Source organism: Methylocella silvestris (assembly GCF_002891535.1).
In the GTDB taxonomy this organism is placed as follows: Bacteria; Pseudomonadota; Alphaproteobacteria; order Rhizobiales; family Beijerinckiaceae; genus Methylocapsa; species Methylocapsa silvestris_A.
In genome coordinates this window covers 49,125-72,951 of sequence record NZ_PDZR01000019.1, presented here as the reverse complement: position 1 = coordinate 72,951, position 23,827 = coordinate 49,125, and the positions used below count along the sequence as shown (strand labels likewise).

Annotated in this window: 22 protein-coding genes and 1 tRNA gene; 14 read left to right on the top strand and 9 right to left on the bottom strand. The window is 62.7% G+C overall.

What is annotated here, in order from left to right:
* The first annotated feature begins 13 nt into the window (after positions 1-13).
* From CR492_RS15255 to astB, 3 genes are all read left to right on the top strand, one after another.
* Entirely contained in the window at positions 14-3,175 is a 3,162-nt protein-coding gene (locus CR492_RS15255) for an efflux RND transporter permease subunit (RefSeq protein ID WP_102844584.1), read from the top strand.
* 125 nt (positions 3,176-3,300) lie between these two features.
* Positions 3,301-3,990 (top strand): GNAT family N-acetyltransferase, encoded by a 690-nt coding sequence (locus tag CR492_RS15250; RefSeq protein ID WP_102844583.1) that lies wholly within the window; start codon positions 3,301-3,303, stop codon positions 3,988-3,990.
* Between the two features lie 41 nt (positions 3,991-4,031).
* Complete coding sequence (gene astB / locus CR492_RS15245; RefSeq protein ID WP_245412101.1) at positions 4,032-5,372, top strand: N-succinylarginine dihydrolase; 1,341 nt, start codon at positions 4,032-4,034, stop codon at positions 5,370-5,372.
* 105 nt (positions 5,373-5,477) lie between these two features.
* Here the strand turns inward: astB and CR492_RS15240 are convergent, their stop codons facing one another.
* Together CR492_RS15240 and CR492_RS15235 are read right to left on the bottom strand one after the other, a co-directional pair.
* Entirely contained in the window at positions 5,478-5,933 is a 456-nt protein-coding gene (locus CR492_RS15240; RefSeq protein ID WP_102844581.1) for a cupin domain-containing protein, read from the bottom strand.
* A gap of 565 nt (positions 5,934-6,498) precedes the next feature.
* Positions 6,499-7,152: a glutathione S-transferase gene (locus tag CR492_RS15235; RefSeq protein WP_102844580.1), complete on the bottom strand. Its 654-nt coding sequence runs from the start codon at positions 7,150-7,152 to the stop codon at positions 6,499-6,501.
* A 161-nt stretch (positions 7,153-7,313) separates the two neighbouring features.
* Here CR492_RS15235 and CR492_RS15230 point away from each other — a divergent pair, with 161 nt between their 5' ends.
* Positions 7,314-8,531, top strand: a complete 1,218-nt coding sequence (locus tag CR492_RS15230) for a polyhydroxyalkanoate depolymerase (RefSeq protein WP_180982570.1) — start codon at positions 7,314-7,316, stop codon at positions 8,529-8,531.
* A gap of 59 nt (positions 8,532-8,590) precedes the next feature.
* On the opposite strand, the gene CR492_RS15225 is transcribed toward CR492_RS15230, so the two are convergent.
* Positions 8,591-9,514, bottom strand: coding sequence for an SHOCT domain-containing protein (locus CR492_RS15225; RefSeq protein WP_348626723.1), 924 nt, complete (start codon positions 9,512-9,514; stop codon positions 8,591-8,593).
* 113 nt (positions 9,515-9,627) lie between these two features.
* On the bottom strand, positions 9,628-10,425 hold the full coding sequence (locus CR492_RS15220) for a DUF2189 domain-containing protein (protein WP_102844603.1): 798 nt from the start codon (positions 10,423-10,425) through the stop codon (positions 9,628-9,630).
* Between the two features lie 437 nt (positions 10,426-10,862).
* On the opposite strand from CR492_RS15220, the gene CR492_RS15215 reads away from it, so the two are divergent.
* The 3 genes from CR492_RS15215 to CR492_RS15205 all read left to right on the top strand — a co-directional run bounded on the left by CR492_RS15215 (position 10,863) and on the right by CR492_RS15205 (position 13,372).
* Positions 10,863-11,726 carry a tellurite resistance TerB family protein gene (locus CR492_RS15215; RefSeq protein WP_102844579.1) on the top strand — a complete coding sequence of 288 codons (864 nt, stop codon included), beginning with the start codon at positions 10,863-10,865 and terminating at the stop codon, positions 11,724-11,726.
* Between the two features lie 93 nt (positions 11,727-11,819).
* On the top strand, positions 11,820-12,362 hold the full coding sequence (locus CR492_RS15210; protein ID WP_102844578.1) for a Dps family protein: 543 nt from the start codon (positions 11,820-11,822) through the stop codon (positions 12,360-12,362).
* Positions 12,363-12,466: 104 nt separating this feature from the next.
* A complete protein-coding gene (locus CR492_RS15205) occupies positions 12,467-13,372 on the top strand; it encodes an ROK family protein (protein ID WP_102844577.1) in 906 nt (301 codons plus the stop codon).
* A 54-nt stretch (positions 13,373-13,426) separates the two neighbouring features.
* On the opposite strand, the gene CR492_RS15200 is transcribed toward CR492_RS15205, so the two are convergent.
* From CR492_RS15200 to CR492_RS15190, 3 genes are all read right to left on the bottom strand, one after another.
* Positions 13,427-14,155 (bottom strand): YkgJ family cysteine cluster protein, encoded by a 729-nt coding sequence (locus tag CR492_RS15200; protein WP_102844576.1) that lies wholly within the window; start codon positions 14,153-14,155, stop codon positions 13,427-13,429.
* Between the two features lie 248 nt (positions 14,156-14,403).
* A tRNA-Ala gene (locus tag CR492_RS15195) sits at positions 14,404-14,479 on the bottom strand.
* A gap of 148 nt (positions 14,480-14,627) precedes the next feature.
* The gene (locus CR492_RS15190) at positions 14,628-14,984 is read right to left on the bottom strand and encodes a TIGR02300 family protein (protein WP_102844575.1); all 357 of its coding nucleotides are present in this window, start codon (positions 14,982-14,984) and stop codon (positions 14,628-14,630) included.
* 213 nt (positions 14,985-15,197) lie between these two features.
* Between CR492_RS15190 and aroA the strand changes: the two genes are divergently transcribed.
* From aroA to CR492_RS15175, 4 genes are all read left to right on the top strand, one after another.
* Positions 15,198-16,529 (top strand): 3-phosphoshikimate 1-carboxyvinyltransferase, encoded by a 1,332-nt coding sequence (aroA, locus tag CR492_RS15185; RefSeq protein ID WP_102844574.1) that lies wholly within the window; start codon positions 15,198-15,200, stop codon positions 16,527-16,529.
* Positions 16,526-17,176, top strand: coding sequence for a (d)CMP kinase (gene cmk / locus CR492_RS15180; RefSeq protein ID WP_102844573.1), 651 nt, complete (start codon positions 16,526-16,528; stop codon positions 17,174-17,176). Before aroA ends, cmk begins: the two co-directional genes overlap by 4 nt.
* A gap of 65 nt (positions 17,177-17,241) precedes the next feature.
* On the top strand, positions 17,242-17,403 hold the full coding sequence (locus CR492_RS20850) for a hypothetical protein (protein WP_180982569.1): 162 nt from the start codon (positions 17,242-17,244) through the stop codon (positions 17,401-17,403).
* Between the two features lie 4 nt (positions 17,404-17,407).
* Positions 17,408-18,880 (top strand): energy transducer TonB, encoded by a 1,473-nt coding sequence (locus CR492_RS15175; RefSeq protein WP_102844572.1) that lies wholly within the window; start codon positions 17,408-17,410, stop codon positions 18,878-18,880.
* A 24-nt stretch (positions 18,881-18,904) separates the two neighbouring features.
* Here CR492_RS15175 and CR492_RS15170 read toward each other — a convergent pair whose 3' ends face one another.
* Entirely contained in the window at positions 18,905-19,894 is a 990-nt protein-coding gene (locus CR492_RS15170; RefSeq protein WP_102844571.1) for an MDR family oxidoreductase, read from the bottom strand.
* Positions 19,895-20,078: 184 nt separating this feature from the next.
* Between CR492_RS15170 and mgtA the strand changes: the two genes are divergently transcribed.
* Positions 20,079-22,685, top strand: coding sequence for a magnesium-translocating P-type ATPase (mgtA, locus tag CR492_RS15165; protein ID WP_102844570.1), 2,607 nt, complete (start codon positions 20,079-20,081; stop codon positions 22,683-22,685).
* 208 nt (positions 22,686-22,893) lie between these two features.
* On the top strand, positions 22,894-23,145 hold the full coding sequence (locus CR492_RS15160; protein WP_180982568.1) for a hypothetical protein: 252 nt from the start codon (positions 22,894-22,896) through the stop codon (positions 23,143-23,145).
* 80 nt (positions 23,146-23,225) lie between these two features.
* On the opposite strand, the gene CR492_RS15155 is transcribed toward CR492_RS15160, so the two are convergent.
* Complete coding sequence (locus CR492_RS15155) at positions 23,226-23,450, bottom strand: hypothetical protein (RefSeq protein ID WP_146030291.1); 225 nt, start codon at positions 23,448-23,450, stop codon at positions 23,226-23,228.
* Positions 23,451-23,489: 39 nt separating this feature from the next.
* Between CR492_RS15155 and CR492_RS20550 the strand changes: the two genes are divergently transcribed.
* Positions 23,490-23,786, top strand: coding sequence for a hypothetical protein (locus CR492_RS20550; RefSeq protein WP_146030290.1), 297 nt, complete (start codon positions 23,490-23,492; stop codon positions 23,784-23,786).
* Positions 23,787-23,827 lie beyond the last annotated feature (41 nt).

Below are 23,827 nucleotides of genomic sequence, written 5' to 3'. Positions count from 1 at the left end.
AAGGCTTTGCGCCATGATTTCGAAGTTTTTCATCGAGCATCCGGTCCTCGCCAATGTTCTGGCGATCATCATCGTGCTCATTGGCTCGGTGGCCCTTTATACGCTGCCGGTTTCGGAATATCCGAACGTCGTTCCGCCGACGGTGCAGGTGACGACGCGCTATCCGGGCGCGAGCCCGCAGACGGTCGTCGATACAGTAGCGCTGCCGATCGAATTGCAGGTCAATGGCGTCGATCGCATGCTCTACATGCAGTCGACCAGCGCCGCCGACGGCACCTACGTTCTGACCGTGACTTTCGACATCGGCACCGATCCGAACATCGATCAGGTGCTCGTACAGAATCGCGTCAACAGCGCGATGGCGCAGCTGCCGCAGGAGGTGCAGTCGCAGGGCGTCACGATCCAGAAAAAGAACACCGGCATCTTGCAGATCGTCACGCTGGATTCGCCGGACGGGCGCTACGACAGCCTGTTCATGAGCAATTATGCGACGATCAATCTGGTCAACGAGCTCTCGCGGCTGCCCGGCGTCGGCAATGTCTCCGTGTTCGGCGCGAGCAATTACGCCATGCGGATCTGGCTTGATCCGCAAAAGCTCTATTCCTATGGCTTGCAGCCAAAAGACGTGATCCTCGCCGTGCGCGAGCAGAGCCAGGAGGTCGCAGCCGGGCAGGTCGGCATGCCGCCCGCGCCGAAAGACCAGGAATTTCAATATACGATCGACATCAAATCGCGCTTCGACAATCCGGCGCAGTTCGAAGACATCATCATCAAGGATCTGACCGCCCAGGGCGGGAAGCTTGTGCGGGTCAAGGACGTCGCCCGCGTCGATCTCGGCGCGCAGACCTATTCGCAGGATTTCAAGCTGAACGCGAAGCCCGGTTCCGGCGTCGCTATTTTTCAGACGCCAGAGGCCAATTCGATCGCCGTCGCCAAGGCGGTCAAAACGAAGATGGACCAACTGTCCAAGCATTTCCCCGAGGGTCTCCGCTTCACCATCCCGTTCGATACGACGATCTTCGTCGAGGATTCGATCACCGAAGTCTACAAGACGCTCTATCAGGCGGGCATTCTCGTCCTCATCGTGATCCTCGTCTTTTTGCAGAATTTCCGCGCGACGCTGGTGCCGGCGACGACCGTTCCCGTCACCATCATCGGCGCCTTCGCCGGCATGGCGGCGCTTGGATTTACCGTCAATCTCTCGACCCTGTTCGGCATCGTGCTGGCGATCGGCATCGTCGTCGACGACGCCATCGTCATCGTCGAGGGCGTCTCGAAATATATCGAGCGCGGCATGTCGGGGCATGACGCCGCCATCACGGCGATGAATGAATTGATCGGGCCGATCCTCGGCATCACTCTGGTTCTGATGTCGGTGTTCATTCCCGCCGCCTTCATGCCGGGCCTTACCGGACAGATGTTCGCGCAATTTGCGCTTGTCATCGCGGTGACGGCTCTGATCAGCGCCATCAATGCGGCGACCCTGAAACCGACCCAATGCGCCATGTGGCTGCGCGAGGCGACGCCGCCGGACCAGCGCAACGCCTTCTACCGCGGCTTTAATTTCGTCTACCAGAAGATGGAGAACGGCTATGCGGCGCTGATCGGCCGCATGGTGCGTCACGCCGGGCTGATGGTCATGATCGCCATTGCGCTCGCTGGCCTTGGCATCTGGGGCATCGCGCGATTGCCGACGGCCTTCATCCCTAATGACGATCAGGGCTATGCGATGATCGCCGTGCAGCTGCCGGACGGCGCCGCGCTCGGCCGCACGACGGCAGCGCTTGGCCTTGCGACGGAAATCGCCAAAGCGACGCCCGGCGTTGAGAATGTCATCGCGATTTCCGGGCAATCGGTGCTCGACAACAATGCGACTCTCGCCAACGCCGGCGTCGAATATGTGATCTTCAAATCCTACGCCGAACGCGAAAAACAGAAGGGGCAGGACCTTATCTCGATCCTCGAGCATATGCAGGCCAAGCTGAATGATCTGCCGGACGGGCGCGGATTCGTGCTGGTGCCGCCGCCGATCCCTGGCATCGGTCAGGCAGGCGGCTTCCAGATGATGGTTGAACTGCGCGGCGGCAGTCAGAATTTCGTCCAGCTTGACGAGGTGACGCAGCAGATCGTCAAGCAGGCGACGGCGGATCCCTCGCTGCAGCGGGTGTTGACGACATTTCATGGAAGCGCGCCGCATGTCGGCGTTACCGTCGATCGCGACCGGGCGCAAACGCTGAAGGTTTCCGTCGGCGACGTGTTCTCGACGCTGAGCACCTTTCTGGGTTCGAGCTTCATCAACCAGTTCAACAAATTCGGCCTGACCTATCAGGTCTATGCGCAGGCCGATTCGCAGTTTCGTCTGACGCCGGAGGACATCCTCAATTTCTACGTCCGTAACAAGGACCTGCAGATGGTGCCGATCAGCTCCGTCGCTTATCTCGGCCATGAGGTCGCCCCGCCGCTGATCACGCTCTACAATCTGTTTCCGGCGGCGACGGTGGTCGGCGGTCCCGCGCGCGGCTTCAGCTCGGGGCAGTCGATGGCGACGATGGAGAAGATCGCCACATCAACCCTGCCGAAGGACGCCGGCTTTGAATGGTCCGGCATGTCCTATCAGGAAAAGCTTGTCGGCAATCAGCTCGTGGCCGTCTTCGGCCTGTCGATCCTGCTCGTTTATCTCGTACTGGCGGGGCAATATGAAAGCTGGCTCTTGCCCTTGTCCGTGCTGTCTGCCGTGCCTCTTGCGCTGCTCGGTCCGGTCATCGCGCTGACGAGCCTTGGCGTCGCCAATAATCTTTATACGCAGATCGGCCTCATGCTGCTGATCGCATTGTCGGCGAAGAATGGCATTCTGATCGTCGAAGTGGCCCGTGAGGAGCACGTCAAGAACGGCAAATCGGTGATCGACGCCGCCGTCGAGGCTGCGCGCGTGCGGTTCCGTCCAATCCTGATGACCTCTTTCGCCTTCATCCTCGGCGTCGTGCCGCTGGTCGTTGCGACAGGGGCAGGGGCCAACGCGCGCCGCTCGCTCGGCATCAGCGTGTTCAGCGGCATGATCGCCTCGACCTGCCTTGCCGTGTTGTTCGTGCCGTCGTTCTTCACGCTTCTGCAAGGTTTTGAGGTGCGCCGGAAGCAACGCAAGGCGAAGACGCCGGCCGTAGCGCCCGCGGCGTGACGCTTAAGCCTCACAAGCAAAATTGCGGGGTGATCAGCTTGGAAAATCGTTCGAGCGCCACAAAATAGAGTCAGCATCGCATTCGATTCGGGAAGCGGGGGTTTCAACTCGGGCGAAGGACTTCCATGGGTTTGACGGCGACGATCATGACGGCGCACTTGAACGATGCTGCGGAGATCCTCGCTTTTCTGCGCGCCTCCGGCGACGACAAGCTGCTGCCTCGACCGGACTCCGACTACCGCAGCTCTATCGAGGCGGGGATTTTTTGCCTTGCCCGGAGTGAGGGTCGGCTGATCGGCGTCGCCGGCGCCTTTGTCCTCAGCGGCTCGCCGCCGGTGCTGATCGAAATGGGAAGCTGCTATGTCGCTGCCGAATTTCGCGGCTTCGGTCTGCAGAAGCTTTTCGTGCGCGCCCGCATCGCCGCCGCAACGGCGCTGATCCATCAGGATGCGCGGATTTTGACGGCGATCACGCCGCAAAATCTCGGCTCTCGCGCCTCGGTGCTGAAAGCCGGCTTCGAGCCTCTGACGGAGGATTCGCGGCTTCTCATGGAGCTTTGCGGCTATTGCGCCGCGCGGCCGGGGGAAACGTCCGATCGCCTGTGCTGCTGCGATTTTTTTTATATTCCGCGGGGCCGCCAGCTCGACGAAATCGAAGCCTTGCTCGATGCGCCAACAGTCGCGTCGGGTCGCGACAATGGCGAGCAGCTGATCGTCTCGATCGACATCGACGCGCTCAAAGGCGCGCCGCGGGCGCGGCTCGATGCGCTCGTCACGGCCGAGGAGCCTGCCGGCCGCGTCGACGCGCAGGCATGACGCCTCCGCCGGGATCTACGCCCCCACGATCCGCGCCCTCGGTGGCTGAGGAGATCAATTTCGACGGGCTCGTCGGCCCGACGCATAATTTTGGCGGGCTGTCGCAGGGCAATGTCGCGTCCATCGCCAGCAAGGGGCGCGTCTCGAATCCGCGGGCGGCCGCGCTGCAGGGCCTCGCCAAGATGCGGCTGATGATGCGGCTTGGCGTCCCCCAGGGCATTTTGCCGCCGCATGAGCGTCCGCATATCTGGGCGTTGCGCCGCCTTGGTTTTTCCGGAGCCGACGCCGCAATCGTGGAAGCCGCCTTCAAGGCCGATCCGACGCTTCTCGCCAATCTCTCCTCGGCCTCCGCGATGTGGGCGGCCAATGCGGCGACAGTCTCGCCGAGCGCCGATACGGCGGATGGACGCGTCCATATCACGCCGGCCAATCTTGGGGCGAAGCTTCATCGGTCGATCGAGGCGGGGTTTTCATTGCTCCTGTTGCGCGCGATTTTCGCCGATCCGGCTCATTTTGCTGTGCACGACTTCCTGCCGCAATCCGGCAAATTCGGCGATGAGGGCGCGGCCAATCATATGCGGCTCGCGCCGAATCATGGCGCGCCCGGCGTCGAGATTTTCGTCTACGGGCGCTCGGCCTTCGACGCGACCGCGACGGATGGCGGATTTGAGCCAAGGCAGGCCCTTGAGGCCTCGCAGGCGGTCGCCCGGCTCCATGGGCTCGGTGAAGGCAAGGCGCTGTTTTTGCGCCAGTCGCGGGAGGCGGTCGACGCCGGCGCTTTTCATAATGATGTCGTCGCGGTGGCGAACGGACCTCTGCTGCTCGCGCATGAACGCGCCTTCGAAGCGGGCGAGGCGGCCTTCGCGGTGATCGCTTCGGCCTGTCCCTTCGGCGCCTTTCAGATAATCGCGCGCGAGGCTGACGTGCCGCTGACCGAGGCGGTGCGCAGCTATTTGTTCAACAGCCAGCTGGTTTCCCGGCCGGGAAAGCCTGGATCAATGGCGCTGATCCTGCCGGAAGACGTGAAGTCGTCGCCCGCAGCTCTCGCCTTCGCGCAGGGATTGGTCGAGCGCGGGACGACGCCGATCGACGAACTGGTCTTCGTCGATCTGAGGCAGAGCATGTGGAATGGCGGCGGCCCGGCCTGTCTGCGGCTTCGCATCGCGCTGACGGCGGCGGAGCGCGCGGCAGTGCAGGGCAAGGTTCTGCTTGACGAGACCCTGCTGGCGCGGCTCGAGGTTTGGGTCGGCCGCCATTATCGCGACCGGCTGACGTGCGCCGATCTCGGCGACCCCGCTCTGCTCGAGGAAGGCCGGACGGCGCTCGACGAATTATCGGGCCTGCTCGGACTTGGCTCGATCTATCCGTTTCAGCGCGCCTGAAGCAAAAGCCGATCAGATTGAATCATCCGATCGACAAGATACTCAAGCTTTTGGAGGGGCCGGCCCGCGGCATGAAGCGGGTCGAAGGCGCGCGATACGGCTCGCCTATTTCCAGGGCGTGATCGGCGGCACCGTCGCGCCGGCAGGCGGCGGGGCGTCGACCGTGCCGAAATCGGCCGGCCCGACGATTTCGAGGTATTCCATGTCCGGCGAGTAGTCGAACAGATAATGAGTGATGCCTGGACGCTGGTGGATACAGTCGCCGGCTTTGACCAGGGTTTCCTTGTCTTCATACATGAAGCGGGCCCAGCCTTTGGTCATGAGCACGATCTGAAAGTCGGCGATATGGCGATGCCAGCCGGTGCCATCCGTCGGCGGCTTTTTCGCGCGCACCAGATGTGCGATCACCTTGCCATTGGTGGCGTCGGCGATGCCGAGATCGCGATATTCGAAGAAGCCGCGCAGGCCTTCGCCATGAAACTCATTTTCTTCGGCCTTCACAATCGAGAATTTCGTCTCGGCCTGATCCGCCGAAGGCTTCTTGAGATCGACGACGCTCATAATTCTATCTCCTTAAACACGAACCGGTCCTGTCGTGGCGCCGGGCGGCGATCTATGCTGTTCGGCGCTGCAAACCTTTTGCGGCGCAATAAGAGGCTCTCGATCGGACGGTCGCCTCCAGACCCTTTCGACAAGCGAAAAACGTGACAATTGCGCTGCGCCGCCCGGCTTCCGGCCATTTTCGCCCCACGCTGCGATGCGGCGCGAGCGCCTGCAACAGAATTTCGCCGTTTGCAGCGCGGAAAGGACAAAACAGCCAGCCTTAGCCTTGGGGAGACACTCCACGCCTCGTAGGGTGCCGAGTTGCGCAGAAAGAACGACTCGCTCTGCGCGCATAAAGTGCACAATTCATGATCTTTAAGTCTAGAATTAGTGCAATTCGAAGCTTCCTCAAAGCATGGGTTCCGGGCGGTTCTTGACGCCCCGTGTCCTGCGCCTGCCGGACGACGAAACGGCTCCCGCTTCCATTCGCCCCCGACTTGCCATCGCGCTCGCTGCGCGAAACGCTTTGCTCGCAACGGAGCCTTTGACCCCTTCTGCTCACTGTGCGGACTACTAACAGCGGCTAGAACTCGACCTCGAGCTCCTCCATATCCTCAGGCTCGGTTTTCGCCGCTTCCGTCCATTCCGCCATTTCCGGCATCGCCATGATGGCGTCGCAGTAGGCGCCGCATTTGGCGTCGACGGGGACGTGGTAGGTGCGCAGTCGCGTCACGACGGGCGCGTACATGGCGTCCGCCAGCGAGCGCTCGCCCAGCAGGAACGGGCCGCCGTAGAGATCGAGATGCTCCCGCCAGATCGTGGTGATGCGGTCGATGTCGGCCTGCGCGCGCGCCCAGACCTTGAAATTCGGAAAATCGCCTTTGAGGTTCATCGGCAACGCGGAGCGCATCGGCCCGAAGCCCGAGTGCATCTCGCCGCTGATCGACCGGCAGCGTGTCCGCTTTTCGAGATCGGCCGGAAGAAGCGAGGCCTCCGGCCTGATTTCATTGAGATATTCGCCGATCGCCAACGTATCCCAGATCTTCAGGCCATTATGCTGAAGGTTTGGGATCAGGAAGGACGACGACAGGAGCAAAAGCTCCGCCCGCATGGCAGGATCATCGATCGACACCGCCTTTTCCTCGAAGGGCAGACCGGAAAATTTCGTCATCAGCCAACCTCGCAAGGACCATGAGGAATAGTTCTTGCTGCTGATGGTCAGAATGGCCTCGCTCAATGCACACCTCTTCAAGCCCTGGATCGAAGCTGCGCCTCGTTTTCCCGCCGGGCCTGGGCAAAAGCCGTGGCCTCGACCGCGCGAATGCAGCATATAGCGTGCCGACCGCCTAAAAAGACTGACCTTTCCTAATGAGTTTTCTTGAGATCGGGTGCGGATCAATGATTTATGAAGCCTATGGCGCACAGGCCAATGTGCTCGATTTTTGCCGGCCCCTCGCCTCCGCGGCAGTGACGGCGCTGGGGCAGCCCTGGCCCGTGTTCGGCGAAATGCTGTCGACCCGCAAATTGGCGGGAATGCTTGAAACCTTCGCCAATCTCGCCATCACCCATGAGCGTCTGCCTTTCGACATCACGGAAGTGACTGACGGCAACGAGATTGTCCCGGTGACCGAGGAGGTCGTCGCCTCAACGCCTTTCGCGACGCTGCTTCGGTTCAGGAAGGAGACCAGCGCGCAGCAGCCGCGCGTGCTGATCGTCGCGCCGATGTCGGGTCATTTCGCGACCCTGCTCAAAGCCACGGTGAAGACGATGCTGCAGCATCACGACGTCTACATCACCGATTGGCGCAATGTCCGGGATATTCCGCTCGCCGAGGGCGAGTTCAGCTTCGACACTTACGTCGATCACGTGATCGATTTCCTGCGCGCGATGGGCCCGAAATCGCATGTCGTCGCCGTCTGCCAGCCCTGCGTCGCCGTGCTCGCCGCCGCCTCGATCATGGCCGAAAACGATGATCCCGCGCAGCCGGCGAGCATGACGCTGATGGCCGGGCCGATCGACACAAGGGTCAATCCGACCAAGGTCAACGATCTCGCAAAGACAAAGCCGATCGAATGGTTCGAGCGCAATCTCCTCGCCGCCGTGCCGAAAAAATTCGCCGGCGCGGGGCGCAAGGTCTATCCGGGCTTCATGCAGCTGACGGCGTTCGTGAGCATGAATCCAGAGCGCCATATGCAGTCATTCAAGGATATGGCGAAAGCCTATTCCGAAAACGACATGCCGAAGTTTAAATTCATCAAGGATTTTTACGCCGAATATTTCGCGATCATGGACTTGCCGGCGGAATTCTACATCCCGACGGTCAAGACCGTGTTTCAGGACCATCTGCTCCCCCTCGGCAAGCTGGAAGTGCATGGACGTGTGGTGAGGCCGAAGGCGATCCGCAAGACGGCGCTGCTCACCATTGAGGGCGAGCGCGACGATATTTGCGGGCTCGGCCAGACGCTGGCCGCGCAGGATCTCTGCTCCGGCCTCAGGCAATATAAGAAATCGCACCACGTCCAGACCGGCGTCGGCCATTACGGCACTTTCAGCGGCCGGCGCTGGAATAATGAGATCTATCCGAAACTTCGCGACGTTATCGAAATGAGCTCCTGAGGCAGGCGGACCAAGCCGGGGCGGGCGACGGCTTCGCCGCCGCCGTCCCTTCGCGCTTTCTAGAGCCGGGCCAGCAGCTCCGATTTTTTCGCCGCGAATTCATCGTCGCTGATAATCTTTTTCTCGCGCAGGGCGGCGAGCTTTTCGAGCGTGGCGAACACGTCGCTTTCGGCGAACTGCGGCGCGTGGCTTTCCTTTGCCTGCGGGGCGACGGCGAAACTCATCTGCGGATCGACGGGCGTCAGAATTTGCGCGTTTGGCGCCCGCTCCTGCGGCGCCGAAGCCGGCGCGGGCCATGGCGCGGCGTCAGGCTGCCCGATGATGTTGAGGTCGCCCAGCCGCACGACGCCATATTGACTGCTGAACGTCAAAGTCTGATCGCCGCCCTGTTGTTGCGACACGCCCGAAATATTGTGATCGCCGGAATCATAGATCGTGATGCGCTCGCCCTTGCGGATGGCGAGGCGGCGCGCTCCCGGGAAAAACGCGTATTGAAGGTCGTTCTGACTGCCGGAGGAGGAGGGCTGACCGAGTTCGGCCGGCCACCAGCCGCCGCCAAAGCCTTGCGCGAACAGGCTGACGCTGGCTCCCGACACATTGTAGCTCTGCCCCTGCCAGGAGGTTGAGGGCGGCGGTTGACGGTTGAAAACGCCATCTGTGCGCAAAAGGCCGGCGAGATCGTCGCAGAGCGCGCTGACGCGCCACTTCAGATTCTGGTTGAACATGTCGCCGATCATGATCATTCCGCCCTGCGACCATTGTCCCATGCCGCCGAATTCGGGATGATTGAACTGGGCCTGAACGCCATTTCCGAGCGCAAGAGCATGAAACAGCGATGAGGCGGCGTCGCTGCTGAAGCCATGCCTGAGGGCGATGTCGTCAATGAGCCTTTGGCCTTCGGGGGTCAGCCCCTGCATATTGCGTCTCCAGTTTGACTTGAAAGGCGCGGCGGCGTTGCGGCCAATCCGGCGGATGAAGGACATATTACCATACCGCGTTGCGAAGAGATCAGGTTCCGGCGCACAAAAAGCGCCCGCCAGGAGGACGAATGCCTCCTCCGAATTCTTGCCGCAAAATTGGGCGAGCCGGATCGATCTTAATCGGGAAGGATGACGCGGCGATAAAGATGCCAGGTTGCGTGGCCGAGGATGGGCGTCAGGATCGCGAGGCCGACAAACAAGGTGGCGACCCCGATCACGATTGAGGCCGCGACGATCAACCCCCATGCGGCCATGACCACGGGGGATATTAGAACGGCCTTGATCGAGGTGTAGACGGCGATCGCCGCGCCGACGTCCCGATCGAGCATCAGGGGAAACGAAATGACGCCGATGCTGAAAGTGGCGACGGCATAGACGAAGCCGATCGAGACGCCAAGCGCGATCAGCCTGTGTCCCGCGGGAGTCGAGATGAGCTGATTGATAAAGTGCCTATAAGACTGCGGCGCCCAGACGCCGAACTGGGCCTGATAGAGCGCTTGCGCCGTCGCAAGCCACAGCAGAAATATGATCATGAGCAGCAAGCCGACGGCAAGGATCGACGGAATGGCGGGGGAGCGCAGAACGTCGAAGGCGTTGCGCCATGAATGGGGAAGTCCCTGTTCGCGGCGGCGGCTGACCTCATAAAGCCCGATGGCCACGAAAGGACCGATCAGCGCATAGCCGGCAAGGACGGGAAACAAAAGAGGCGCGGCGTTTTCGCCGGAGGTCGACGGATAGAGAAAAGCCCCGATTATGATGTAGACGACCGCAAGGAAAAGAAGATGCGACGGCATGGCGCGAAAATCGTCGAACCCCGCTGCGAGCGCGGCCCGGAGATCGGAAAAACCGATCTTTCGGACGCTGGGATAGACGTTGGTTTCGCCGTGCCCGGCGATGACATGAAAACTGTTCATGACCGCGGCTCCAATGACCAGATTTCCTTCAGGCGCCCTGCTTTGATGGGCTTTCACGGTTGGCGACGCCGCCATGAAGGCGCGCCTCCAACCCTGTCTAATGCTTCGCCGCCGGTTTTGTTCCAGCTCACGTAAAATCTGTCCTTAAATTCCTGCCGCCATAGCTCCCATCATCTTGACCTTTACTGGAAGCCGGCCGGATCGCGGTCCGAACACGTGAATTGGAATTGACGGCTTGCCGCTTAGGGCTAATCTCGCCGCAGGCGCAGGGCCGGACTGTCGGTCGAGCGGAAAAGCCCGGCTCACGCCAATCGGCTTGTCACAGTCGATCGATAAAATCCGCAAGGTAAAATCCGCAGACGATTTCTATCTTTTTGAAGCGGTGAAAGCGATCGGACGAAATAGTTCGAAGTCGCGCCGCAATTGGGAGAAAACGCATGTTCGACGCAAAGCAGCTTTTGGACCTGATCGCGGGCGGCAGGCTCGGAGCTGGCGGGGACGCCGCCGCGGCAAGCGTCAACGACACGATCGAGCGCGGCAAGGCTGCCGTCGGCGATGCGGCCGCAGCCGCAAAGGACGCCACCACCAACGCCGCCAATCAAACAGCGGCGACGCTGTCCAATGTGCTTGGACAGGCTCAGGAGCAGTTCAAGGGCACCCAGGCTGCCGACTATATCGGCAAGGCGAAGGAGCTCGTCGAGCAGAATCCGGTCGGCACTCTGGCGACCCTCGGCGGCCTCGCCGCGCTGTTGATCGGCACGCCGGGCGGCCGGGCGACGACCGGCGGCCTCGCCAGGGTCGGCGGCCTCGCGGCGATCGGGGGCCTCGCCTACAAGGCGTTCCGCAACTATCAGGACGGAAAACCGCTGACGCAGGGGGTTCCCGGCCTTGAGCAATTGACAGCGCCGCCGCAGGAGACGCCCTTCTCGGCCGACGCCCATACCAATGAAACTGCGTTGCTGCTGGTGCGCACGCTGGTTGCGACGGCCGCCGCCGACGGCAATGTCGACCAAGCTCAACGCGCGCAGATCATCGGCCAGATCAAGGGCGCTGGGGTCGATGAGGCGGCGGCTGAATTTCTCGATCATGAAATCGCAAATCCGGCGAGCGCGACGGACATCGCCGCCGCGGTCGGCTCGTCGAAAGAGCTGGCGCTGCAGGTTTATGCCGCCGCTCATATTGTCGCGCGCAGCCCGCAGGAGCTGGATTTTCTGAAGTCGCTTGCCGCCGCTCTGGCGCTTGATCCTGCGCTGGTCGCTCACATCGACGCGACGGCGGCGTCTCTAGCCGCGCACAGCTGACGCCAGCGGCGCCGCCGGGAACGGTTGAAGGCCCGGCGGCGTTTTGGCGCGGGACTTCCGGTGCGTCCGGGGTCGATTTGGAGATCTTAAAGAATGGCGCCTTCCAGCAAAGCGCTTCGCGCTGACGACACCAACATCACCGCGCTGCATACGCCGTCCGACCTCGGCGACAACGCAACCGCCGCGATCGCCGCCGAACTCAACAAACTGACGGCGGACGCCTTCGCCCTTTACGTCAAGACGAAGAATTTTCATTGGCACATGAGCGGGCCGCATTTCCGCGATTATCACCTCCTGCTCGATGAGCAGGGCGAGCAGATTTTCGCGGCGATCGATCCGCTTGCGGAGCGGGCGCGCAAGCTCGGCCGGGCGGCGATCCATTCGATTGGCGAGATCGGCAAGCTCTCCCGCATCAAGGACAATGACAGCGCCTTCGTATCGCCCGCTGATATGCTCGACGAACTCGTCGCCGACAACAAAGGCTTCACCGCCGCCCTTCGCGCCGCCCATGAGGTCGCCGATGATCACAAGGATTCGGCGACGACCAGCATTCTCGAAATCTACATCGATGAATCCGAACGCCGTACATGGTTCTTGTTTGAGGCGAGCCGGAACGCCGACGGCGGCGGGCATTGAGGCGGGAAGAATTTACCGTGGAGGGCCGGCATGTTGCCGGCCTTTTCTTTTTGCGTCCGATAAAGACAGAACGCGATTGAACATCCGGCAAACTGGCGTCCTGCATGCGCATCGGAATTGACCTTGGCGGCACGAAGATCGAGGTCTTGGCGCTCGACGACGTGGGTTCTGAACTGATCCGCAAACGTCGGCCGACGCCGACAGGCGACTATGCCGGGACGCTCGACGTCATTGCGGAGCTCGTGGCTTTCGTCGAGGCCAAGATCGGCCGCAAAGGCAGCGTCGGCGTCGCGGCGCCGGGCGCCATCTCCCCCGCAAGCGGCCTCGTCAAAAACGCCAACAGCACGGTTCTAAATGGCAAAGCGCTCGATCGTGATCTCGCGGCAAAGCTTGGGCGGCCCATCAAAATCGAGAATGACGCCAATTGTTTCGCGCTGTCGGAGGCCTCGGACGGCGCCGGGGCTGGAGCAAGCGTTGTTTTCGGCGTGATTCTCGGCACCGGCGTTGGCGGCGGCCTTGTCGTCGACGGCAGGCTGGTGTCGGGGCGCAACAGGATCGCTGGCGAGTGGGGCCATAATCCGCTGCCCTTCGCGCGCGACGATGAACGTCCGGGGCCGCTCTGCTATTGCGGCAAATCCGGTTGCATCGAGACCTTTTTGTCCGGCCCGGGATTCGCCCGCGATCATTTTGCCCGTACCGGCGCGGCCTTGACGGCTCGTGAAATCGCGGCTGCGGCGGCCGCGGGAGAGGCCGAAGCGGGACGTTCGCTCGCGCTCTATCGCGATCGTCTCGCGCGCGGCCTCGCCGGGCTCATCAATATCGTCGATCCGGATGTCATCGCCTTCGGCGGCGGCCTCTCCAACATCGATTCGCTTTATATCGGACTGCCGGAGTTGATGGGGCGCTATGCTTTTTCCGATCGCATCGCGACGGAGACGCGTCGCGCCGTCCATGGCGATTCGAGCGGCGTTCGCGGCGCCGCCTGGCTTTGGCCGATCGCGCCGTGCTGACCCGCGGCCGCGAGCGTAGGGCGACGCGGCCAGCGCTCATCGGTCGCATCGCCGTCAACCGCCTAGCGCTTTGATTGCGTCGAAGGCTTGCGCCATTTCCTGCTCGCTGACGTCGTTTATCTGCGCGCTGCGAAACACGTCACGGCCGTCGAGCCAAGCCCGTTCCGCGCTATGATCCTTGAGCGCGATCCTCAGTCCCTGGTTTAATTCGTAAACTCCCCATCCATAGCCTGTGTCGCGCAGCGCGGCCTGCAACGCGTTCTGGATCAGGCTTCTCGCGGTCAGATGGATTGAGGAGACCGGAATTTCGACGGGCAGGCCCGCGAGCGCATCGAGGCAGGCCGCTTCATTGAAAGAAACATGGCTGCGGCAGGCGAGCGGCCGGATCGCGTAGACGAGGCAGATATTTTCACCGACGAAGGGGCAGGGCGCGGCAAGCGCCATCCGCTTCAACTCGTCGATCTGGCGCGTCGCGCGCGTCGCCGCGGCGATCCTGCGGCCGAAGTCTTCGGCGGTTTTCCTGCGCTGCGATTTGATGGCCCGTGCGATCAGCAGAATTTCGGGGGCGGTCGCGACGACGCGGACAGCGCAACAGGTCGCACAGCCGCGCCGGCAGGCGAGCCCCGACACATCGCCGCAGCTTTGATCGAGCGCCGCAAAACAGTCTTCGAGCAGCCGATCGACGACCACCTCCCTGACGCGCGGCCGCGTCAGCCGTTCGCTGAAGCCGCGCCGAAGCGCTGTGAAGAATGCGACAGGGTTCGACGGATCGGGGGACGGCATTTCACTCCCGCAGCGGGGAATAACGACCCGCGCAAGCTATATATAATTTTATATTGATAAAGTCAAAATCGCACGGGCTTGCCCGGACTTCGGTTGCGCCGAAAGCCCTTAATCCCCGAAAATAAATTGGGTTCGTGGCGCGCTCGAAGGGCGCATCGGCGGCATCGCCCGGCCGGCGCTATTCGCTTTCCGACCGGAGCCGCCTCGATATCTCGATTTAATCAAAAAATTCAACCAGAAAGCGGATTTGGTGGAGCCAGACGGAATCGAACCGACGACCTCTTCAATGCCATTGAAGCGCTCTCCCAACTGAGCTATGGCCCCATCGCTTTCGTGCTTTCCGCGTCATCCGGTTGGGCTGGATGACGAACGCGGCGTCGCGCCGCGCCGCCGCATCTTTCGCGCGGCGGGAAGGGCCGCTGTATAGCCGCATCCCTAAAGGCGCACAAGCCGAAAGATCATGGCCCCAGGATCAGGGCTCCTCGTCGTCCTCCCGATCGCCGTCGATCAGATCGCCGACATCGTCGCCGTCTTCCTCTTCCTCGAGGAAAGGATCATCGGCGACTTCGATTTCGACGTCCTCGTCGACCGCGACGACGAGCTTGTCGGCGTCGGCTTCCGCGTCCGCCTCCTCCAGCGAGACAAGTTCCGCAGGGGCCGCTTCTTCATCGTCATCGGCGGCGGCGGCCCTTTGCGCCGCGCGCGAGAGCGGCGCGCCCTGGAAAACGGTTCCGCACTTCGGGCAGACAATCGGATTCTTATTCAAATCGAAAAAGCGCGTGCCGCAATTCTGGCATTGACGCTTGTTGCCGAGTTCTGGTTTGGCCACGGACTTACCTCTTGCAGGGAAGGGACTTCAAAAGGCCCCTCGCAACTTGTCGGTCCGGTTAGTGTTCGCGGGCGCGCATGTCAAATGGAAGTTGAGCTTGCCCTGCGGCCTTTGATGACAAGGCGTCCGGCGCCATGCTAACCAGCGCCGCAATGGCGGGCCTTTCTCGGGGGGCGCCGTCTCCGGGTTTGGGTTGCGGTGAAAGAGGATTTTATGGAGGTTGCGACAGGCCGGCTGACGGCGGAACGAAGCGGGCCGCTTGCCGGACGGATCAAGCCGCCGGGCGACAAATCCATCTCGCATCGCGCCCTGATTCTGGGTCTGCTCAGCGTCGGGACGACCGAGATTACCGGTCTGCTCGAAGGCGAGGATGTGATCGACACGGCGAAAGTCTGCCGCGCCCTGGGCGCGCGCGTCGAAAGACTGGCGCCGGGACGCTGGCGCGTGGAAGGCTGCGGCGTCGGCTCGCTGCTCCAGCCCGAAGGGACGCTCGACTTCGGCAATTCCGGCACCGGAATGCGCCTGATGATGGGCGTTGTCGCCGGTCATCCCATTACCGCGATGCTCGATGGCGATGCCTCGCTGCGCAAGCGGCCAATGCGGCGCGTGCTTGACCCGCTTATGATGATGGGGGCGCAAACCCTGTCACAGGCCGAAGGCGGGCGCTGCCCGATTGTCCTCAAGGGGACGGCCGAGCCGATCCCGATCGCCTATAAGTCCCCTGTCGCTTCGGCGCAGATCAAATCGGCGGTGCTGCTCGCCGGCCTCAATTCTCCGGGCGAGACCTCGGTGATCGAACCTGAGGCGAGCCGCGACCATACCGAGAAGATGCTGCGCTATTTTGGCGCGGCGATAAAGGTCGAGCCGTTCGGCGAGAGTGGGCGCAAGATCACCCTGCAGGGCAGGCCGGAGCTCAAGCCCGCGCCGGTCGCGGTCCCGGGCGATCCATCCTCGGCGGCTTTCGCGCTTGTCGCCGCGACGATCGTCGAAAACTCCGACATCATCATCGAATCGATGATGATGAATCCCCTGCGCACCGGCTTGCTGACGACGCTGCTCGAAATGGGGGCCGATATCGAGATCATCGACCGCCGCGAGGAAGGCGGCGAGGAGGTCGCCGATCTTCACGTCAGGGGCGCCGCGCTAAAAGGCGTCGATGTTCCGGCCGCCCGCGCGCCGAGCATGATCGATGAATATCCCATTCTCGCCGTCGCCGCCGCATTCGCGCGCGGACAGACGCGCATGCGGGGATTGAGCGAATTGCGGGTCAAGGAATCGGATCGCCTTGAAGCCGTGGCCGCCGGTCTTCGCGCCTGCGGCGTCAATCCACAGATCATCGGCGATGATCTCATCGTCGAAGGCCGCGAGGAGGTTTCCGGCGGCGGCCTTGTCGCCACCCATCTCGATCATCGCATCGCAATGAGCTTTCTCGTGCTCGGTCTCGCTACGCAAAAGCCCGTCGTCATCGACGACGTCGGCATGATTGCAACCAGCTTTCCGGATTTTCGGGCGCAGATGGAGAGCCTCGGAGCGCGTTTTTCATGATTATCGCCATCGACGGGCCGGCGGCGTCCGGCAAAGGCACCTTGGCGCGACGGCTCGCGACCCATTTCGGTCTGCCGCATCTCGACACCGGCCTGTTGTACAGGGCGACGGCGCGCGCGCTGCTCGATCACGGCCATGATCTTTCCGATCGCGCGGCGGCGGTTTCCGCCGCGCGGAGCCTCGCGCTGACGGATTTCGACGAGGCTGGGCTGCGCAGCCGCGACATGGCGGAGGCGGCCTCCGTCGTCGCCGCGATCCCGGAGGTGCGCGCCGCCCTTGTCGACATGCAGCGCCGTTTCGCCGGCCGTCAGGGCGGCGCCCTGCTTGACGGGCGCGATATCGGCACGGTCATCTGCCCCGACGCCGCTTGCAAGATCTTCGTCACTGCGAGCGACGAAGCGCGCGCGACGCGACGCGCGCTGGAATTGCGCGGACGCGGCGAAAAGGTCGATTACGGCGCCGTGCTTGAGGATATCCGCAAACGCGATCTGCGCGATTCCAGCCGCGCGGCGGCGCCCCTCAGGCCGGCCGCGGACGCCGTGGTGCTCGACACGACCAAGCTCGACGTCGAAGCAGCCTTCAAGGCGGCGCTCGTCATCGTCGAAAGCGCGCAAAACTCCCTCAGGGCCGGCCATCCGGCATATTGAGCCTTCAAAAATCCGCCCCTATTGCGGACCTTATTGCGCCAACTCGCGAGTGACGAGACCGCTTTTTGGCGAACTGTGTCCGCGGCGCCGTTTCGGCGCCGCAAAATTTGTTCTACACATTTGAGTTGATTGCGGAATTCGCCAGCCTCGCCCTGCGCCTCGCATGGACGTCAGCGCTGCCGCCGCAGGACCGGACCCTCATCAGCGGCTCCGGACGGGAAGATTGAGCGGATGATGCATTCGGCGTCGCCTCGAGCCTATGCCAAAGGCGCCGCACGCGGCTTTGCGGCCGGCGCGGCCATGAGTCTCGATGGCGTAGCGCAATATGACGATTTTCCGCCCGATTTCCCGACGACGGCGTTTGACGGCGCCGAGTTGAATTTTGCGGCGCGCGAGGATTTTGACGACGCCGGAGAGACCAGCGCGGGATCGGAAATTGCCGTCAGCGTGGATGACAGGCTGGTAGCTGGTCGATCGGGCGGCTTCTTTGAGAGGGGCGTGATCTTCGTGCTGGTCGCGTCGCTTGCGGCGCATGCCTGTCTGCTACTGGCTTTTCTCTGGGCAAGTCCCTGGGACAGACCGCCTGAGTCGTCAAAGGAAACGCCGATCGAAGTCGTCATAGAACAGCCAAAGCCCGACCCGGCGAAAGAAGCCGCTGTGAAGCAATCTGCGGACCGGCAGGCTGCAAGCAAGCAGGCCGAAGCCAAGGCCGCGGAAGAACAGGCGAGGCAGGCCGCGGCCAAGGCTGCCGAGCAGGCCAAGGCTGCGGAACAGGCCAAGGCGACGCAGGCGAAGCAACAGGCCGATCAAGCCGCAAAAGCGGCAGAGGCCGCTGAAGCCAAGGCCGCGCAGGACGCCGCTGCAGCGAGCGAGGCGAAAGCCGAGGCGGCGAAAGCGGCTCAGGCCAAGGCTGAGGCGACCAAGGCTGAGGCGGCTAAAGCTGAAGCAGCGAAGGCTGAAGCAGCCAAGGCTGAGGCGGCCAGGGCTGAAGCAGCGAAAGCCGAGGCGGCGAAGGCCGAAGAAGCCAAGGCTGCGCAAATGAAGGCGGCCGAGGCGAAAGCTGCCGAGGCCAAGGCCGCCGCAGCCAGGGCTGCGGAGGAAAAATCCGCTGCCGCGCAGGCTGCGGCCGAAAAGGCCGAACAGGCGAAAGCCGCAAAGGCGCAGGCGAGACAGGCCGAGCAGGCGAGCGCCGAGCAAAAACGCGCCGAACGGGCGGAAAAGAAAGCCGCGGCGGCGGCGGCCAAGAGCGCTGCAGCCCGAGAGGCGGCGGCCGCGAGCGCCAATCGCCAGAGCGCGCCGCTGCAATCAGCCGGGCTCGGCGCCTCGAAGAGCGGGCAGGGCGTGCAGCTGCCTTTCGACAACGGCCCGCCGATTTTCCGGGCCGTCGCCGTGCCTCTGCCGACCGAGAGCGGCGACGAGCCGATGAGCTATAAGGTCATTGTGTTCGGCCTGCTGGAGCGCGCCAAGCAATATCCGCCGGCGGCGCGCGAGCGCGGCGCGCGTGGCAGCGCAGTGGTCTCCTTCACGCTCGAGGAGTCGGGTGAACTCGCCAATGTGTCGTTGCTGCGCTCAAGCGGCGATTCGGACCTCGACATCGAGAGCCTCGCGCTGGTCGCAAGAGCCTCGCCCTTCCCGAGGCCCCCGGAGGGCGCGCAGCGCTCCTTCGCGGCTGAAATCACCTTCGATCTGCAGCAGGAGCCCTGAGCCTCTTTTGCAGGCGGGGCGTCCTCATGTCGCGTCTGCGATCGCGACGACGATACGGCCGCGGATTTTGCCGTCAATGAGGTCGCCTGCGGCTGCGATGACGTCCTTTAGGCCAATGGTTGTCGTCATCGCGTCGAGCTTCGCGACGTCAATTTCCCGCGCGAGCCGGCTCCACGCCTCGACGCGGTCGGCGATCGATCGGTATACCGAATTAATGCCGATGAGCGTGACGCCGCGCAGAATGAAGGGGGCGACGGACGCGGGAAAATCCATGCCCTGCGCGAGGCCGCAGGCGGCGACCACGCCATTTTCCTTCATCGCTGCGCAAACATTGGCGAGCGTATGGCTGCCGAGGCTGTCGACCGCGCCGGCCCAGCGCGCCTTGGCGAGCGGTTTGCCAGGCGCCGAGAGCGTGGCGCGATCAATGATTTCGTCAGCGCCGAGCGCGCGCAGATAGTCGGCCTCCTGCGGCCGGCCGGTCGAGGCGACGATGCGGTAGCCTAGACGGTCGAGGATCTGGATCGCAATGCCGCCGACGCCGCCGCCCGCTCCGGTCACAATGATCTCGCCGGCGCGGGGCGTAACGCCCTGTCGCTCAAGCGCCATGACGCACAGCATCGCGGTGTAGCCCGCTGTGCCGAGCGCCATCGCGCGGGCTGCGCTCAAACCCTCGGGGAGCCCAATCAGCCAATCGGCGCTGACGCGGGCGCGCCCTGCAAGCCCGCCCCAATGCGATTCGCCGACGCCGAAGCCGTTAAGCAGAACACAGTCGCCGGGTTTGAACCGCGCGTCGCGACTATCCTCGACGACGCCGGCGAAGTCGATGCCCGGCACAAGCGGAAACGATCGCACGATCGGGCCCCGTCCCGTGATCGCCAGCCCGTCCTTGTAGTTGAGAGTCGAATGGCTGACGCGCACTATCACATCGCCGTCCGGCAGCCGGCTTTCGTCGAGCCGCGTCAGGCTCGCCTTGCTGCGGTCTTCCTCCTGCTCGATCAGGATTGCATCAAACATCCTTCATCTTCCTTTCGCGCGGATGCGCCAGTCTCACCAGTATGGATGGATCGAGCGCGGAGCGCATTTTGAGAATTGATCGTGGTCAAAGCGAAATGCCACGCTGCAGCGCAAGACCACATGGGTTTCGATCCGGTCACGGTCAGACTTCGTTTCCCACGCGGGCTGCACCAGGAAACCTGCGATGAATTTGATGCAAGGACGCAGCGAAGCATCGCCCGGCTTGAAATCCGACGAAATCGGCGCCGAAGATATCTGGAAGGCGCCGACCGCCCAGCTGCTCGTCCGCCTGTCGACGACCCCGGCCGGCCTGAGTGCGGCGGAGGCTCAGGCGCGGCTCGCGGCCTTCGGTCCCAATAACGCCGCCGCCGTTAAGCGGTCCCCGCTTTGGCTGCAGTTTCTGTCGCGCTTCCGCAACCCGCTGGTCATCATCCTGCTCGCGGCGAGCGGATTGTCCGCGGCGACCGGCGACATCGTGAGCTTCGCCATCGTGGGAGCCATCGTCATGCTGAGCATGACGCTTGATTTTATCCAGGAGGTCCGCGCGCAGGATGCGGTCGAAGCGCTCCGCCGGTCAGTGGCGGTCAAAGCGAGCGTCCGGCGCGATGGCGCAATCCTCTGCGTTCCGATCGACACGGTGGTGCCCGGCGACGTCGTCGAATTGATCGCCGGAGATCTCGTTCCGGCGGATTCGCGACTGCTTGAAAGCCGCGATCTCTTCATCAATCAGGCGCTTCTGACGGGCGAGCCCTATCCGGCGGAGAAACAGGCGACCGAGACAGCCTCAGGCGCCGAGAATCCCGCCGGAGCCGTGAACGCCGTCTTCGCCGGGACCTCGGTCATCAGCGGCTCCGCCACGATCGTCATCTGCCGCACCGGGGCGCTGACGGCGCTTGGCCATCTCGCGACGAGCCTTGCCGAAAAGCCGCCAGCCACAGCTTTCACGGTCGGCATTGGCCGCTTCGGCATGCTGATCATGCGCCTGACGCTGCTGATGGTGGTCTTCGTTCTGGTCGTCAACATTTCGTTTCATCGTCCCTTGCTGGAATCGCTGCTGTTCGCGCTGGCGCTTGCCGTCGGTCTGACGCCCGAATTGCTGCCGATGATCGTGACGGTCACGCTGGCCCGCTCGGCGATGGCGTTGTCAAAGCGCAAGGTGATCGTCAAGCGCCTCTCCGCCATCCACGATCTTGGCGCCATGGACATGCTGTGCACCGACAAGACGGGCACGTTGACCGAGGCTTCGATCAAGCTCGTGCATGTGATCGACGGGCGCGGCGCGGAAAGCGCTTCCGCTTTCGCTTACGCCTTCATCAACAGCCGTTTCGAGACCGGCATGAAAAGCCCGCTCGATGAGGCGATCCTCGCCGCTCATCCTTTCGATATGGCGGGCTGGACCAAGATCGACGAAGTCCCCTTCGATTTCGAACGGCGGCGCGTCTCGGTGCTGGCCGCTCACGAGGGGAAGCGGCGTCTCATCGTCAAGGGCGCCCCCGAGGATCTGCTGCGCCTGTCCGTGCGCTATGAAGCTGCGAACGGCGAGGAGCAGGCCCTCGATCCCGAGACGCGCCGCGCATTCGAGGCCACGCTCGAGAAAATCGGCGCGCAGGGCTTCCGCGCGCTTGGCGTCGCGAGCCATGCCGTCGACGACGTCTGCCCGGCGGCCGCGATCGTCGATGAATGCAATCTTGTGTTCGCCGGCTTCGCCGTTTTCCTCGATCCGCCAAAGGCGAGCGCCGGCGCGACGATCCAGGCCATGGCGGATGCGGGCGTCGCGGTGAAGGTGCTGACCGGCGACAATGAAATTGTGAGCCGCCACGTCTTCAGCGAAATCGGCGTGCCGGTTACAGGCGTTCTGACCGGAGACGCGATGACGCATCTTTCGGACGAGGCGCTGCTCGGCCAGTTGCCGCAGATCAATTTGTTTTGCCGCGTCAACCCGCAGCAGAAGCTCCGCATCCTGCTGGCGCTGAAGCGGCTCGGCTATATCGTCGGCTTCATGGGCGACGGCATCAACGACGCGCCGGCGCTGCATGCCGCCGATGTCGGGATCTCGGTCGATGGCGCCGCCGACGTCGCGCGCGCAGCCGCCGATCTGATTTTGCTCGAACATGATCTGTCAGTCGTGCGCGAGGCGGTCGTCGGCGGCCGTCAAACAGTGCAGAACGTTTCGAAATACGTCCTGATGGCGTCGAGTTCGAACTTCGGCAATATGTTCAGCATGGCCGGCGCGTCCCTTTTCCTTCCGTTCCTGCCGATGCTGCCGATCCAGATCCTGCTCAACAATTTGCTCTATGACGTGTCCGAGATCGCGATCCCGTTCGACGGGGTGGATCCGGAGGCCATCGCCTTGCCGGTGAAATGGGATATCGGCTTTATCGAGCGTTTCATGCTGGTGTTCGGGCCGGTCAGCTCGATCTTCGATTTTCTCACCTTCTACGCGTTGATCGCGGTGTTCGGCGCTGGCGAATCGCTCTTTCAGACCGGCTGGTTCATGGAATCCCTGGCGACGCAGGTGCTGGTCGTGTTCGCCATCCGCACGCGGCGATTGTTCTTTCGGAGCCGGCCGAACGGCTTTCTCATTGCGATGGCGTTGGGCGTCGTCGCCGTGGCGATCGGACTGCCGCTGTCGCCCATAGGGCATTGGTTCGGCTTCGTCACGCCGCCGCCGTTGTTCTTCGCCTATCTGATCGGCGCGACGCTTGCCTATCTGGCGCTTGTTGAACTCGTTAAAGCAATGTTCTATCGCGCTGTGGGTGCGCCATCGCCGCGCCGCGCCAGACCACGATGATCCCCGATCAATTGATCCACGATCATGTCGGAGCGACGATCCGATGAATTGGCGTTCCGGCGGGCGCCACGCGGAACTTCCAAAGAAGCATGACGTTCGCGGGCAATGAATCGTCTGTGCAAGGTCTTCGCGCTGTCGCCGCAAGTTATATGATCTCGCCGGGCGGGCCGCATGCGCGCGGCAAGATACTTTGAAACGGAGCAAAATGATGAATAATCAGAGTTTTTCTGACGCCGCGAGCGATGTTGGCGAGAAGATTAATGGCGCGCTTGGAGACTTCGCGGACGACACGCTGCGGCAGGCGCATGGAACCGTGGACAAGGGTCTTGATCAAGTCGAGAAGGCGTATGGAACGGCTGTGAGCGAGGCCAGGAGCTTTACGTCGAACCAGCCGATGATGGCGTTGGCGGCGGCGATGGGCGTCGGCCTGATCCTGGGGTTCGCGCTAGCAAGACGCTAATTCCCAGCGTAGTCGCGGCGGCGCTGTTGTCTCGACGGCTCCGCTTGGCACAAAAGCCTTCAGCCTTTCGGGTGGATGCTCTAGCCGGGAAGTTCTGACAGCTCCTTGAGCAATCGGTCCCGCTTGGCAATTTGCGCCGCCAGGATCTCCTCGAACTGGTCGAGCATCTCTTTCGCTTGTATGGCGTTCTGGCGCTGGCGTTCGAATAAATGGACGATGTGCCGTTGATTAGCGACGAGCTCCTCGCTTTGCGCGAGCGCATCGAGCACCCCTGACAATCGATCCAATAATTCTGCCTTGTTCATCTCGCGGCCGTAGCATCTGCGGAGGAGGGCCGCCGCCGAATGGATCAAGACGCGACGAATTGCCCTAATTGCGCTAGCGCCGAACGCTACGTCAGCTTAAGGACGCTCAAAGGGAATGCCGGTTTCGATAAGGTAGTCGATGAAGCGACGGTCGACCAATTTAGCGACCGCCTTCTGGGATTTGGGCCCTTCGACAAGTTGCCGTTGTTCCGTCTCTTTCGCATCATGCGTGGGCAAACGCGCCTTCCAAGCGTCAAAGGCTTCCTCGACGCTTTGCTCGAGACGGGCCTCGAACCGAATCCATTGCACCGCTTCCTCCCAGCCCCGTCGACCTGACGGCAGAATTTGCCGCGGCGGCCGGCCAGGATGAAAAGTAT

What these genes read in the sequence shown, in the direction of transcription:
- CR492_RS15255 (WP_102844584.1), top strand. Translation starts at nt 14, where the DNA reads ATGATTTCGAAGTTTTTCATCGAGCATCCGGTCCTCGCCAATGTTCTG.
- CR492_RS15250 (WP_102844583.1), top strand. Translation starts at nt 3,301, where the DNA reads ATGGGTTTGACGGCGACGATCATGACGGCGCACTTGAACGATGCTGCG.
- CR492_RS15240 (WP_102844581.1), bottom strand. Translation starts at nt 5,933, where the DNA reads ATGAGCGTCGTCGATCTCAAGAAGCCTTCGGCGGATCAGGCCGAGACG.
- CR492_RS15230 (WP_180982570.1), top strand. Translation starts at nt 7,314, where the DNA reads ATGATTTATGAAGCCTATGGCGCACAGGCCAATGTGCTCGATTTTTGC.
- CR492_RS15225 (WP_348626723.1), bottom strand. Translation starts at nt 9,514, where the DNA reads ATGTCCTTCATCCGCCGGATTGGCCGCAACGCCGCCGCGCCTTTCAAG.
- CR492_RS15220 (WP_102844603.1), bottom strand. Translation starts at nt 10,425, where the DNA reads ATGAACAGTTTTCATGTCATCGCCGGGCACGGCGAAACCAACGTCTAT.
- CR492_RS15215 (WP_102844579.1), top strand. Translation starts at nt 10,863, where the DNA reads ATGTTCGACGCAAAGCAGCTTTTGGACCTGATCGCGGGCGGCAGGCTC.
- CR492_RS15210 (WP_102844578.1), top strand. Translation starts at nt 11,820, where the DNA reads ATGGCGCCTTCCAGCAAAGCGCTTCGCGCTGACGACACCAACATCACC.
- CR492_RS15205 (WP_102844577.1), top strand. Translation starts at nt 12,467, where the DNA reads ATGCGCATCGGAATTGACCTTGGCGGCACGAAGATCGAGGTCTTGGCG.
- CR492_RS15200 (WP_102844576.1), bottom strand. Translation starts at nt 14,155, where the DNA reads ATGCCGTCCCCCGATCCGTCGAACCCTGTCGCATTCTTCACAGCGCTT.
- aroA (WP_102844574.1), top strand. Translation starts at nt 15,198, where the DNA reads ATGGAGGTTGCGACAGGCCGGCTGACGGCGGAACGAAGCGGGCCGCTT.
- cmk (WP_102844573.1), top strand. Translation starts at nt 16,526, where the DNA reads ATGATTATCGCCATCGACGGGCCGGCGGCGTCCGGCAAAGGCACCTTG.
- CR492_RS15175 (WP_102844572.1), top strand. Translation starts at nt 17,408, where the DNA reads ATGATGCATTCGGCGTCGCCTCGAGCCTATGCCAAAGGCGCCGCACGC.
- CR492_RS15170 (WP_102844571.1), bottom strand. Translation starts at nt 19,894, where the DNA reads ATGTTTGATGCAATCCTGATCGAGCAGGAGGAAGACCGCAGCAAGGCG.
- mgtA (WP_102844570.1), top strand. Translation starts at nt 20,079, where the DNA reads ATGAATTTGATGCAAGGACGCAGCGAAGCATCGCCCGGCTTGAAATCC.
- CR492_RS15160 (WP_180982568.1), top strand. Translation starts at nt 22,894, where the DNA reads ATGAATAATCAGAGTTTTTCTGACGCCGCGAGCGATGTTGGCGAGAAG.
- CR492_RS15155 (WP_146030291.1), bottom strand. Translation starts at nt 23,450, where the DNA reads ATGAACAAGGCAGAATTATTGGATCGATTGTCAGGGGTGCTCGATGCG.
- CR492_RS20550 (WP_146030290.1), top strand. Translation starts at nt 23,490, where the DNA reads ATGGATCAAGACGCGACGAATTGCCCTAATTGCGCTAGCGCCGAACGC.